We start from the raw sequence: 14,012 nt of genomic DNA, 5'->3' as shown, positions 1-14,012 counted from the left end.
TAACACCATTTACGGTGCGTGCCACTGCGGTGATGTCCTCTTCGAGGGTTCGACCGGCTACCACACGTATTGGAAGGAATCGAAGGCGGTTCACCGTATGCGCCTGGTCGCAGCGTTCGATAAGGATAGCGGCGAAGTCATCGGCGAGTTCAGCCCGGTTCTGAAGGGCGCTAGCGGCTACGGTGTTTGGGAGTCCTTCGTGGATTCTCGCGGCAACCTGTGGGTTGGTGGCGACATTAACCGTTCGCTGGGTGCTAATGGTGAGCAGCGCACTGTCGGTTTTGCTCGTTTTGCTCCTCGCGATGTGACCGCCCCGTCGACTCCGTCGAATCTGTCGGTTCAGCGTGATGGCTCGACCGATAAGCTGTCTTGGTCTGGTGTTCGTGAGAGCGGTGCTCGCTACCAGGTGCTGCGTGATGACCGTGTGATTGCTACGGTCTCGGGCACCAGCTACGAGGTTGAGCATACTGATGGCGCTCGCTACTATGTGCGTTCCATCGATGCGTCTGAGAACTTCTCGGCTTCCACAGGAGCTGCTCAGGCTTAGGTCAGATTGTTGATCTAGTTTCTTTGAGCCGCCGCCTGGTTCTGGCTCTGCAGGGTTTGCGGGGTCCGGGTCAGGCGGCGGTGCACCCGGGGTGTATGCCCTCTATAGTTTTGGTTCGGTCCGGTTTTCCCAGTTTGCTATCTCTTCGCCTCTGCGGCGGCTATGATGGGTTGGGATTCATTGCGTCGGATGGGTTGCTTCCGTCCTTTCCGATGATGGGCTGAATCTTGGTCTGTGGTGTTTCTTCGCTGTTGGTACGACAGAGGAAACTTCACAGATTTTTAGCGTTCCGCTTCGTACGGGTACGGTGCCATTGTTGGCTTCGTGCGTGAGGGGTGGGGCGTATTCATTCAATTTCCGATAACTACACTCACTGATTCCGGCTACAGACTCGCTGTTAGCGCAGTTCATAACGCTTCCCCCTTACCCCGATGCCTGGTCACTATGCTGTGCCTTGTGTGGGGTGGGTGTTGCTGTGTGAATTGCAGTTTTCTGCTGTGTGCCGGTTGAGGTCTCTAGGAGAGACAAATGAATTTTCTTCCGTTCACGCGTGGAGGGCGCGCGCAGGGTGCTGCTTCCTCCGCTTCTGCGGGCTCTCGCGTAGCTTCTCGCTCCGGGTCCCGTGCTTTGGGTGCGGCGGCTGCTTCTTTTGCGATGGTTGCGGCTTCTTTGGGTCCGATTGCTTCGGGCGCGCAGGCTGCTGATGCACGCTACTATGACGGTTCGTCGAGTGAGCGCGCGGCTGCGAGCTGCTGGGAGGTTAAGCAGAATAATCCGCGTGGCAAGAGCGGCGCGTACTGGCTGTACACCCCTGCGATGAGTGCTCCTGAGCAGTTCTACTGCGATCAGGAAACTGATGGCGGCGGCTGGGTTATGATTGGCCGCGGTCGTGAGAGCTGGACTGAGAACTACTACGGTCGCGGTAATGCCGATCAGCTGTATAAGAACCCGACCGGCTTTGATGCGGTGCAGCTCTCCGGCGTGACCGTGAACGCGCTACTGAACGGTACCCGTCCGCAGGATTTGCCCGATGGCGTGCGTTTCCATCGCGCGATGAACGTTGAGGGCACTACCTGGCAGGATTTTAAGGCTCACCGTGATTCCAGTACCGAATGGACTTGGACTTTGCGTTCAAAGATGTTCTGGTCAAATATTTCGGTCAAAAACACCTGGCAGTACAGTAACCGTTATGACTACGCCAACCGTGGTCAGGTGGCTGGTAACATCTTCACCCATGATTCTGATGATTTCCGTTCCCTGAACTTCGAAGAGAAGGCATCGCAGGGCTACAAGTTGGGCTTCACCTACGGTCGCAACGCCAAGATTACATGGTGGACCGAGACCTACCTGATGAACCGTCCTTCGGCGTATATTTACCGCCCGGCGGATGATTCGACCACTCCCCTGGTATTTACTCAGATGTTCTTGCGCCCGAAGGTGACTCAGAACGATTTGGTGGCTAAGGGTCTGCATGATTATGGCCAGCAGGGCGCTGCGGCAAGTAACCGCCGCGCGCTACCCAATAGCTACTCCGAGAAGTGGAAGTGGCGTACCAGCGCTGAGACCGGTACCGGCAAGAAGGGTGAGATGAACACCCAGGTTGAGGCTATCACCGAGGTCGGTGGCGCTGTCTTTACCGGTGGCGATTTCGCGTACGTTGAGTCGGCAAGCGGTGAGAAGGTTGAGCAGGCTTTCTTGGCTGGTTACGAGGTGGGTACCGGCGAGCTGCGCCGTTCCTTCCGCCCGAAGATTAACGGTCAGGTGAAGTCGGTTGAGGCTCTGCCGAACGGCCTGCTTGCTGTGGGCGGTTCTTTCGACCAGGTGAACGGAGAGTACTACAACGGTTTTGTGATTCTGGATCCGCAGACCGGTCAGGTCGCTAAGGACTGGGATATCCGCGTGGTCAGCCGCATCGCTTCCGTACCGGTACAGATTAAGACCCTGCACGTGCGTGATGGCTACCTGTACATTGGTGGATCCTTCACTCACTTGAAGGGTCAGACCTCCCCCACCTACGCGTATGCAAGGAACCTGGCTCGCATTAAGTTGAGCAACGGTGAGGTGGACTGGAACTGGCGTCCGGTCTTTAACGGCACGGTTAACGGCGTGAGCGCTTCTGAGGGCAATGCCGATGTGTACGTCGCTGGTTACTTCACCCAGCTGAATAACCAGGAGGCGTTCCGTCTCGCCCATATGCAAGGCAGTAGCACGAACCCGGTGGCTTGGCACCACCGTCCTTCGTACACCCCCAAGAATGCCCAAACCTGGGATCTGAAAAACGAGCGCAGGATGTGGGGCTTCCAGTTCGATGTTCAGGATGCTGGCTCCTCCGTCTGGGTGGGTGGCACCGAGCATATGATTAGCCGTTACGAGAAGAGCTCGATGCGCCGCACCGACAGCGCAATTACTCGTGAGGGTGGTGACTTCCAGGATCTGCACCTGAGCGGTAACACCATTTACGGTGCGTGCCACTGCGGCGATTTCCTCTTCCAGGGTGCAGATACGGTCTATTCGGAGTGGGAGAACGCGACCAATGCTCAGACCATTCGCCTGGTAGCGGCTTTCGATAAGGACAGCGGTAAGATGCTGCCGGAGTTCGCACCGATTATGAACGGCGCGTATGGATACGGTGTGTGGGAGTCCTTCGTGGATTCCACGGGCACTCTGTGGGTTGGTGGCGATATCCGTAAGTCGCTGGGCGCTAATGGCGTACAGCCGACTATTGGCTTCGCGCGTTATGCTCCTCGTGATGTGACCCCTCCGGCTCCCCCGAGCGATCTGAAGGTCACGACGAACGGTTCCAAGGATCAGCTGACATGGTCGGGTATTTCCGAGCGTAGGGTGAAGTACCAGGTTCTGCGCGATGATCGTCCTATTGCGACGGTTACGGGTACGAGCTATTCGGTGGATCACCGCGATGGCGCCCGCTATTATGTGCGCGCGGTAGATACTGCAGATAACTATTCGGCAAGCACCGAGGCTGTCCAGGCAGCATAACACCTCATCAGGGCGATATGCGCTTTTGTGACAAATAATTTTAGTGATGTTCGCCCTATTCTCCCGGGCTGGTTTTAAACCAGCCCGGGATTTTTTTGCACATAGTGAATCTATTTCATTCATTTACATGAAGGTTTTTTCATGCAGAGATATATACTTACCTTCTAATCGAGTCAAAATAGAGCATTAGTTAGGGCTTATTCTCATCATTTATAAAAACGTTATTTTTGTAAGTCTAAGTATTTTCCCAGCTTTGCGTGTTAGCCTTTAGGTGCTTTGCCGCTGTGCGAGGTATTATCTTCCGGAATATAGTCATTCTCACTCCAACCACTAAAGAGGCTTCCATGTCAGTGTTCTTCAAGTACCCCTCCCGGTCCCGGCTTCTGGGCGCTCTGGGCACCGTTGCGGTATCCGCCCTGGTCCTGAGCGCTTGCGCTACTGAAAACCCGAGCTCCGATAGCTCTTCGCCTGCTTCTGCGTCCGCGAGCGTTTCCGCGTCGGCGCATGCTTCCTCAAACAAGTCTTCGAGCGCTTCCCCCCAGGTTTCTGAGCAGGGCACCGCTTCTGCGTCCGCTGAGGCTTCGGGCGAGGCGTCCCCCAAGGCAGATGCTGAGGCCACTTCTTCTGACGGTCAGAAGCTTGAAGAGATTTACACCGGTTCGGAGGAAATGAAGAATGCTTCTTCCGTGCCCGTTGACACTGAAGAAGTGAAGAAGACCACCGAACTGGTCAATTCTTTTGAAAACATTCTGACCAAGGTTAAGGCAGCTCCTTCTGCCGCTCCGTCCCCGGAGCGCACTGCTGATCCGACCAGCGACGAAGAAGCTGAGCAGCAGAACGTTGAGCAGGCTCGTGCCGTTCTCGATGATGAGACGATTCGCTCCATCGAGGCTGTGGCTGTTGATTCCGCTGCCGCTGAGTTTGCCGTGCAGGCTTCCGAATACGCACTGGCAGGCTGGCACTATGAAGGTTCTTCCACTGTGGTGGGCACTCCCCGTATGACTGAGACTCAGTACAAGGGTCAGCCCGCGCGCATGCTGGAAGTATGCATGGATTCTTCCTCTGTGAAGATCTATGACGAGAATAATCAGCCCGTTAAGGATGACAATTCTCCCAAGCGTTCACTCAATATTTACACCCTCGTTCAGGTCGATGGTCAGTGGAAGATTGCGACCCATGATTTCCCGAACAATCCTGATTGTTAGGGTCTAATTAAGAGATGCCGGCTTCCAGCTACGATTCGCTAGAAACCGCGCATTATCATCCATAGCGCATTAATGTTGATGCGCACTCGATAACATTTCTTGGCATTCATTTGGAGATATTATGAAAGCCCACCTTGGCATGACGGGCTCTGGCTTTTCTCGTTCTGCTATAACCCGCTCAACTCTTTGCTTGAGCATTGCTACGGCTTTGGCTTTGCCCGTAGCTATCCCCGCTATTACGCCGAGTACCGCTGTCGAACAGACTGCGGAAAAAAGGGACTCTGCTTTCTACAATGGCACGACCTCCGAGCGTGCTGCCGCTAGCTGTTGGGAAGCCAAGCAGGCTAACCCCGAGGCAAAGAGCGGCGCCTATTGGCTGTACACTCCTTCGATGAGTCAGCCGACTCAGTTCTACTGCGATCAGGAAACTGATGGTGGCGGCTGGGTCAAGATTGGTGAGGGCCGCGACGGCTGGACTGAAAACTATGAAGGTCAGGGTGACACTTCGCAGCTCTACAGCGATGCCGCACCCGCATCTTCCGGTATGACTCTTGAACAGGGCAAAGCTCTGAGCTCCCTGCCCGCCGCGAAGACCCCGATTCAGCTTTCGGGCACCACTATTTCTCAGTTGCTCAACGGCGTTCGTCCCGATCAGCTGCCCGACGGTTACCGTTTCCGCCGTGCCCTAAACACCTCGGGCACCAAGTGGCAGGAGGTGACGGTTGACCGCCGTCAGACTTCCGAGTGGACCTGGGCTCTGCGCTCGAGCGCTGTCTGGTCGAATACGACCATCACCAACCCTGACGAGTTCTCTTCCTACAACGAAGAGGGCCGCAAGAACTGGACTGACGGCACCTGGGAAGACCACATTCTGCGTGGACAGAACAACGGCTTCAAGACTTTGATGTTTGATGAGTTGGCGTCCCAGGATTACCGTATGGGTTTCCGTTACGGTGCAAACTCTCCCATTTCGCAGGATGGCTCTGAGCCGGCAATCACCGATGCGCGGAACTCCTACATCTACGGTAAGGAAAGCAACGGTGAGGCCTCTTTCGGTTACACCCAGATGTTCCTGCGCCCGAAGCTGACCCAGAATGATTTGAACCTGGGCGCTATCCCGGATTCCGGTACCCCGGCGAGCGCTCGTCGTGCCCTGCCCAATAGCCGTTCGGCGGATTGGCGCTGGCGAACCAGCGCCAGGACCGCCTCCGGTAAAACCGGCGAAATGAACACCTACGTTGAGGCCATTACCGAGGTCGATCACGGTAACGGCACCTCCAGCGTGTTTATTGGTGGCGACTTCGAGTACCTTGAGTCCTCTACCGGTGAGCGTGTTGCGCAATCTAATATTGCTGCTTTTGACCCGGTGACCGGCGAGTTGCGCCGCGATTTTAAGCTGACTGTTGACGGTCAAGTGAAGGCTGTTGAGGCTCTGCCGAATAACCGTTTGGCTGTTGGCGGTAACTTCAAGCTTGTTAACGGTGAGAAGCATGAGAGCTTCGTCGTTGTTGACGCCACAACCGGTGAAGTTGCCCCTGAATGGGCCCAGGTTAAAGTCGAAGATCGCATTCGTACCGAGGTCATGACGGTGAAGACCATTCACCGTCAGGGTGACTACGTGTATATTGGCGGCACCTTTACCCACATTTATGAAAGTGAAAAGGCGGGTGAGGCGTATTCGCGCAATATTGCCCGTTTTAAGTTGGGCGAGCCTTCTAACGGTGTGCCCGGTATTGTGAGTATAGACCGTAACTGGCGCCAGGTGTTCAACGGTACTGTCAACGGTATTAGCGCCTCCGCTGATAACTCTCATGTTTACGTAGCCGGTTACTTCACCTGGCTCAACGGTGGCCTTGCCTACCGCGTGGCTGATATTACTCAGCATATGCAGAAGGGCAGCCCGTGGGCGTACCAGCAGTCTGAGATTCCTGCTGGCGCTAATGTCTCTGACCTGCGTAATGAAACCAAAATTTGGGGTTTCCAGTTCGACGTCCAGGATGCCGGCACCGGCGTCTGGGTGGGCGGTACTGAGCACCTCATCTCTCGTTACGATAAGGCGTCCTTGACCCCCACCTACACCGCGATTACCCGCGATGGTGGAGACTTCCAGGATCTGCACCTGCACGGTAACACCATCTACGGCGCCTGCCACTGCGGCGACTTCCTCTACCAGGATTCGCGTAACAAGCGGACCCCCGTGGGCGGTTCGAGCGTGATTCACTCGGTCAAGCTGGTTGCTGCTTTCGATAAGGACAGCGGTAAGATGCTGCCGGAGTTCTCCCCTGCTATTAAGGGTGACCACGGCTTCGGTATCTGGGAGTCTTTCGTGGATTCGAAGGGCACCCTGTGGGTTGGCGGCGATATTCACCGTTCGCTGGGTGTTCACGGTACTCAGGATACCGTCGGTTTTGCGCGCTTTGAGGCTCGCGATGTGGCTCCTCCGCCTACCCCGCAGAACCTGAAGGTTGAGCTGAAGGACGATAAGGACGTTCTGACTTGGGATGCTGTGCAGGATACCGGTAGTGTCCGCTACCAGATTCTGCGTGATGACCGAGTTATCGCTAGCACTTCGGGTACGAAGTTCGAGATTGACCACACCGATAACGCACGTTACTTTGTGCGTGCAGTGGACAGCTCGGATAACTACTCTGCATCCACTCCGGTTCAGGTAGCTCCGGTTCGCCCGACTCCTACCCCCACGGAGACCGCAACCGAGACTCCTACCGCTGACCCGACGGCAAGTGTGGATCCGACTGCAGCTGCTGACCCGACCGCGAGCGCTGACCCCAGTGCTTCGGCAAGCGCTACCCCGAGTGCAGAAGCGACTACTGAGGCACCGAAGGTCCAGGATCCGGACCCGAAGGTTGAGGAGCCTAAGCCCGCCGATCCCAAGCCTGAGAATCCGAAGGAAGAAGCCGCTAAGGACCAGATTGTTCTGCCCTACGCCTCGGATTGGAAGTACATGGTCTCTACCCAGGCTCCCAACCGTAAGTACGGTTGGAAGTACAACTTCCACTTCAGCCTGGAAGATATTGCGCAGGAAGCATGGCAGACCGGCAAGACCCCGATTGGGGTCGGTACTGGTAACCTCAACACCTCCGTTAAGGTTCCGCTCGTGCGTTCCCGCCACAATATCTACGCCTACACCACCATCCAGCTCACTCGTGAGCAGGCCAGCCGTGATCTCGTGCTGACCACTTACGCGGATGACGCTATTGCGGTGGGTGTCAACGGTGAAGAGGTTGGTCGTTCCAACTTTGACACTCGTGGAAAGCTGTGGAATAGCGCGATTGCATCGAGCTCGATTGATACCGCTACGGCTCAGAAGACTCCGGTGACCTTCACCGTTCCGGCTTCTCAGCTGAAGGCTGGTGAGAACCTCATCGCTGTTGAGGTTCACCCGGGCATTAGCCGACGTAACGTTCGCCCGAATGTGAGCTTCGATTTGCAGGCTACCTCCAAGGCACCGGTTGCTGAGCAGCCCGCCGAGAAGGAAGGCGACAAGGAGGCGGATGCTCCCGCCGCACACGAGGCTGAGCAGCCCGTGGTCGACAACGCGAACAACGCGGCAGCCGGCCAGGGCGAGCGACGCATCGTCAATAACGGAGTCGGAACCCGCGTTCCGATGCAGTCTCGAAGGAACTAATACCTTCTAGATAATCTCAGCTAAATGGGGTTTGATTTTCTGAATGATTCAGGAAATCAAACCCCATTTGCGTATATTCCCCACTTTTCCGTGTTTTTTGCATCATTTATTCCCATTATTTGTGCTTCTGTCATGTGCCTCTCTGCACAATGTTCAGAAATGTTTTCTAAATCCACAATTCACGAGAACAAAGCGCCGATAACCCCCTCTAACAGCACACCAAGCCTACCCGAAGGATCCCGCAAATCTGCACCAAAGCGCATTGTCAGAGGGTTTTTACGACACAATTGTTGACCCTGACCACACGCCCCCTGTTGCACTTCATCTCGTTGTAAAATATCTATATAGTGGTGTACGTGAAAAAAGGGACCAACCACCTCTTTTTTCGCGTGCGAGACTTCCGGACTTTCTCGCAACCACCCCGAAAGGGAGTAATTCACTCTCCTTCACTCCTCTCACCGATTAAAAAGGAATGTGCATGTCCACCTCTGAGGCACCTCACGCCCCGAACTCCGCGCCCGCATCGGGATTTTCTGCGAAGTTTTCTCACACCCTGCGCTCTCTTGAAGCAGCGCAGAAGCCCGGCATTGGCGTTCCCGCCTACACCCGCTGGGTCAACCGCCGAGTAGCACGCTACTTCGCTGCGGCAGCTGTTGCGCTGGGCATCACCCCCAACGGCGTCACCGCAATTTCCGCTGCATGTTCCGCGGCAGGCATCATCGTTCTGATTACCTGCCCGCCCAGCGTTGGTGTAGGTATCTGCGTTGCCCTGCTTTTCGCGCTCGGTTACGGTCTGGACTCCGCTGACGGCCAGGTTGCTCGCGTGACCGGCGCGTCCTCCCCCGCCGGTGAGTGGCTCGACCACGTGGTCGACTCCATCCGCGTGCCTTCCGTGCACATGGCAACCCTGCTCTCCTTCCTGCTGTACCCGGCGCACTACTCCTTTACCGGCTCCAGCGCATTCAACGGCTGGATCATTGCGATGCCGATGATTTTCACCGCGCTGACCGCAGGTCACTTCATGAGCCAGATTCTGGCTGAGCAGCTGCGCAACAACCGCAAGACCGCGGCACCGCCGACCGGTGGTCCCCTGCGCTCCTTCATCAACCTGCACATGGACGCTGGCACCCTCTGCTGGATTTACATTTTCGTTGGCTTCGGCCCCGTATTCGTCATCGTCTACGCACTGCTTCTGCTGGCTAATGCCGCAACCGTCCTGCTGTCCATGCGTCGCAAGTACGTTAGCCTCGCGACCCCCGCTGAGTAAGGAGAATCCCAATGATGCACTTCACCTCTCGCACCCCTGCTGTTTCCGCCGTTATCGCAACCAACGGCAAGCGCCCCGAACTGCTGCGCGTGGCTGTCCGCTCCATCCTTGAGCAGAGCTACCGCGGTTTCGTTGAAGTTGTTGTTGTCTTTGACCGCGTTGAGCCCGACCGCCTCGAGGACATTGAGGTCGGCGAAAACCGTGCCCTGAAGATTGTCTCCAACACCCGTTCCGGCGGTCTGGCGGGCGGCCGCAATAGCGGCATCATCGCCTCCAGCGGTGAGATGATTGGCTTCTGCGATGACGACGACTACTGGATGCCTTCCAAGCTCACCCAGCAGGTCGCTCTCTGGCGCGAAAACCCCGAAGCAACCGCTATCTCTTCGGGTATTACCGTCCGCTCCGGTGGTCAGGATATCGTGCGCCTGGCGCCCGAGCGCGCAACCTTCGCTGACTTCCTGCGTTCGCGCATTACCGAAATTCACCCCTCCGCCATGCTGTACTCCCGCGAGGATCTGCTCGGCGTTGATGGTAAGCCCGCCCGCATCGGCCTGGTCGATGAGGAGCTGCCCGCCGCCTACGGTGAAGACTACGACCTGTTGCTGCGCGCAACCCGTCACGGCGATGTACTGAGCGTGCCCGAGCCGCTGATTCTGGTGCTCTGGGACCGTCCCTCCTTCTTCTCCGGCAAGTGGCAGTCCATGGTTGACGGCCTCAGCTACATTCTGCGTAAGTTCCCTGAATTTGAGCAGGACCCCAAGGGCCTGGCACGTATTGCCGGTCAGATTGCGTACGCTCAGGCGTCTCTGGGTAACAACAAGGAGGCGCGTGCCTACGCTCGCTCCGCTCTGCGCCGCGACCCTAAGCAGCTTCGTGCTTGGGCAGCGTATGTTGTGTCCACCGGCGTTATTAAGCCCGCTACTCTTCTTGATCTCGTCCAGAAGACCGGTCGAGGTCTCTAACCAGGTATCGCACAGACATGGTTTCCTCTTCCGTTCTTTCCCCTCCGGGTACTTCGCCTGTGGCGCTGAAGGATTCCGCCGGGTCGGTGGCCACGCCGCCTAGCGGTATTCTGCGTGCCCGCGCGCGCAACCGTCCGGTATCTACGGCGCAGAAGAAGCTCCCCGCTTGGCCTCTGCTGGCGTTGCTGTACGGCTTCCCGGCACTGTGGGCTTTGGGTGTGCTTCAGATTGCACCGCTGGTACTGGCAGCGATCATGCTTTTTTACCTCATTATTCGAGGTAATGTGCGTGTGCCCGGTTCCCTGTGGGTGTGGGGCGCATTCTGCGTGTGGGTTGTTGTTGCGGCGCTTGCCCTGACCCGTTCCACCGACATTATTGGTTGGGGTCTGCGCTTTGTAAATATTCTCAGCGCCGGCATTTACGCCCTGTACTACTACAACGCGCGTTCTTCTATTAGCCTCAATAGGGTGCTGGGTGGTCTGGCTACCCTGTGGGTGACCCTCATTGTTCTGGGGTACGGTGGTGTTCTCTTCCCCGAGTTCCGTCTGCGTACTCCGATGAGCTTCATCATGCCTTCTGGTTTTATGCAGAACCCGCTGGTGCGCGACTACATGCTTCCTCCCCTGGCTGAGGTTCAGCGTCCTTGGGGTGCGCCCGAGGCGTATATTCGACCCTCCGCGCCGTTCCCCTACGCGAACAGTTGGGGTCTGGCGTACACCCTACTTACCCCGGTGATGCTGGCGTGCTTGCTTCGTCTGCGTTCCATCTGGCTGCGTATTGCGTTGCTGATTGGTATGGCGCTTTCTACTGTGCCTGCGATTGCGACCAGTAACCGCGGCATGTTCATTGGTCTAGGTATCAGCGCAGCGTACGTACTGCTGCGTCAGTTCCTTGCGGCTAATTGGCGTGCTGTGGGTACGGGTGTTGCGGCGATTACGGCTGTGGTTGTGGCGCTCTTTGCGTCGGGCACCGTGGATAACATTCTGGGTCGTCAGGACTACTCTGACTCCACCGGTGGCCGTGCGGCGCTCTACCGCGCCACCTGGAAGGCGACCTTGGAGTCCCCGATTATTGGTTACGGCACTCCGCGTATGGAACCGAGCATTGGCGTGTCAATGGGTACCCAGGGGTACCTGTGGACTCTGATGTTCTGCTTCGGCTTCGTGGGTCTGGCGCTGTTCGCGCTCTTCATGGTGTGCACTGTAGCAGGCGGCGCACGAGTGAAGACCACCTCCGGGTACTGGCTGCATAGCGTGCCGGTCGCGTGCTGCGTCGTCTTTATTTTCTACAGCTTCGATATTGCTCAGATGACCATTCTGATGCTCGCGTCGATGGCGTGTATTCGTTCCATTCGGGATGGTGAGGGGCTATGACGAAGAATCAGTCCCCTCGTGGTTTAGAGACCACTGCGGTTTCAGCTTTCGATGATGCCTACTCGACGGGCGGTCACCCTAGCCGCCGTGCACGCCTGCGTGAGAGCGGCGAGTACGTGGATCCTGTAGTGGAGCAGGCTGACTCGCAGGCAGAGTCTTCTACCGATGAGTTTGCTCCGACGGTGGACGATATCCGTTCCGGTCGTTTTCCTGCGACCACGGCGCTGTCGATTGTGCCTCCGGCTCGAGGCTTTGCTTCCGAAGAGTTACTGCCCGATTCTTTGGAGGCGGGTTCTTCGGAGTCAGGTACTTCGACTGCTGGTTCCTCAGCGGCAAACGCTACCGCTGTAGTGGGTGCTCATCTGTCCGGTTCCCGGCGGGTTGCCTCGGCTACTGCTGAGTCTGTAGAAAAGGCGCAGGAAGAAAAGACTCCGAATGAGAAGGCTAAGCCTTCCGCGTCAGGTGCTCAGGCAGATAGCGCATCCGCGAAGAGCGTGCCGGTTAAGAAAGCTCCCGGAAAGGCTAAGCAGCCCAGCCTGGCAAAGAGCGGCTCTCTTGCTTCTCTGTGCGTGATGTACGGCGCGGGTATCGCGTTCGTGACCACGATGGTGGTGTCGAACGGTATTGGTGCTGAGGGTTCGGGCGAGTTTTTCCGTCTGATGGCGTTGTTCGCGATTGCGATTTCGCTGGTGACTTTCGGCGCGGATACGGGCTTGGTTCGTACGATGAGTGCTCAGCGTGCGCTGGGTCGTTACGGTGTGCTTCCGCAGCTGATCCGTTACGGTCTGATTCCTTCGCTGGTGACTTCGGTGCTTCTGGTGGCGGGTGTGTACATCTACACCGAGATTGTGCCGATGGCTCCCCAGTATCAGGCGGCGATGCGTGTCAGTTCGGCTTTCGTGCTGATAGCGGCGCTGATGACGGTGTTCTTCGGCGCTCTGCGTGGCCTGCATCGTGTGGTGACCTTTACGCTCCTGCAGAATGTTCTGCTTCCCACTCTGCGTTTTGCGGCGGTGGGTTTGGTTGTTCTGTTCTCGGGTCAGCTCATGGATTTGGTGTACGCCTGGACCATCCCGGTGGCGATTACTGCGGTGGTTGCCCTGTGGCTTTTGGAGCGGGCGTTCCCTTCCGAGGAGCATGTGGAGGTTCTTTCTTCTGAGGATTCTCCGCCTGAGACGTTCCGTTCGTTCTGGGGTTTCAGCTCTGCACGCGGTGTCGCTACCATTGTGGAAACCATCCTGGAGTGGATTGACGTGCTGGTGGTGACGGCGTTCTTGGGTGCCGCTGCCGGTGGTATCTATGGTGCTGTGAACCGTTGTGTTCGTGTGGGCACCATGATTGAACACACCGGCCGCGTGGTGACCGGCCCGTCGATCAGCGCAGCGTTGGCTACTCGTCAGCTCGATCGTGCTCGAGATATTTTCCTTTCGACCACTCGCGTGCTGACTGCGTTGTCTTGGCCGTTCTACCTCTCCCTGGCGTTCTTTGGTCCGACTCTTTTGGGCTTCTTCGGTAAGGGCTTTGAGGCTGGCGCCGGTATTCTCTGGGTGATCTGCCCGGCGGCGATGCTGTCAATGAGTGCCGGTGGCGTGCAGTCTGTTCTGCTGATGAGCGGTAAGAGTCGCTGGCAGCTGTTGAACAAGCTCTCCTCCCTGGTGGTGGCTGTGACTTTGAACTTCACTTTGGTTCCGGTCTGGGGCCTGTACGGTGCGGTGACGGCTTGGGCTTCTGCTCTGCTGATTGATACCTTCCTTGCGAGCTACCAGGTGTTCCGCCTCGTCGGTATTCGTGCTTCGGCCCGTGAGATGGCTCCTTCACTCTTCTTGGGTGCGGCTGTTCCGACGGTGTGCGCTCTGGCGTCTTTGGCTTTCTTGGGTCAGAGCGTGCTGGGCGTCATCGTGTACGTGGTGCTACTGGTGCCGGTGTACGGCGCGGTGCTGTACCGCTTCCGTAAGGCTCTCGGTATTGAGCGTTTCCTTTCCGCCCGCCGCGCGAAGTCTTAAGCCTTCAGCTTC

At 57.0% G+C, this 14,012-nt stretch carries 7 protein-coding genes and 1 pseudogene; all 8 read left to right on the top strand.

Annotated features, from left to right (window positions below):
* Positions 1-547, top strand: a pseudogene (locus HMPREF2971_RS06375) (fibrinogen); the annotation flags it as partial.
* 528 nt (positions 548-1,075) lie between these two features.
* Positions 1,076-3,544 carry a fibrinogen-like YCDxxxxGGGW domain-containing protein gene (locus HMPREF2971_RS06370; protein WP_070691957.1) on the top strand — a complete coding sequence of 823 codons (2,469 nt, stop codon included), beginning with the start codon at positions 1,076-1,078 and terminating at the stop codon, positions 3,542-3,544.
* A 344-nt stretch (positions 3,545-3,888) separates the two neighbouring features.
* Positions 3,889-4,749 carry a hypothetical protein gene (locus HMPREF2971_RS06365; protein ID WP_070691955.1) on the top strand — a complete coding sequence of 287 codons (861 nt, stop codon included), beginning with the start codon at positions 3,889-3,891 and terminating at the stop codon, positions 4,747-4,749.
* Positions 4,750-4,963: 214 nt separating this feature from the next.
* Positions 4,964-8,395 (top strand): fibrinogen-like YCDxxxxGGGW domain-containing protein, encoded by a 3,432-nt coding sequence (locus HMPREF2971_RS06360; RefSeq protein ID WP_246825065.1) that lies wholly within the window; start codon positions 4,964-4,966, stop codon positions 8,393-8,395.
* A gap of 478 nt (positions 8,396-8,873) precedes the next feature.
* Positions 8,874-9,662, top strand: a complete 789-nt coding sequence (locus tag HMPREF2971_RS06355) for a CDP-alcohol phosphatidyltransferase family protein (RefSeq protein ID WP_044150701.1) — start codon at positions 8,874-8,876, stop codon at positions 9,660-9,662.
* An 11-nt stretch (positions 9,663-9,673) separates the two neighbouring features.
* Positions 9,674-10,624, top strand: a complete 951-nt coding sequence (locus HMPREF2971_RS06350) for a glycosyltransferase (protein ID WP_070635010.1) — start codon at positions 9,674-9,676, stop codon at positions 10,622-10,624.
* A 17-nt stretch (positions 10,625-10,641) separates the two neighbouring features.
* Positions 10,642-11,997, top strand: coding sequence for an O-antigen ligase family protein (locus tag HMPREF2971_RS06345; protein WP_070691951.1), 1,356 nt, complete (start codon positions 10,642-10,644; stop codon positions 11,995-11,997).
* Positions 11,994-14,000, top strand: a complete 2,007-nt coding sequence (locus HMPREF2971_RS06340; protein WP_070542643.1) for a lipopolysaccharide biosynthesis protein — start codon at positions 11,994-11,996, stop codon at positions 13,998-14,000. Before HMPREF2971_RS06345 ends, HMPREF2971_RS06340 begins: the two co-directional genes overlap by 4 nt.
* Positions 14,001-14,012 lie beyond the last annotated feature (12 nt).

This window comes from Rothia sp. HMSC066G07 (assembly GCF_001814485.1).
GTDB lineage: Bacteria > Actinomycetota > Actinomycetes > Actinomycetales > Micrococcaceae > Rothia.
Note: the sequence above shows the minus strand (reverse complement) of the source record. Positions and strands in the feature narration are given on the sequence as shown.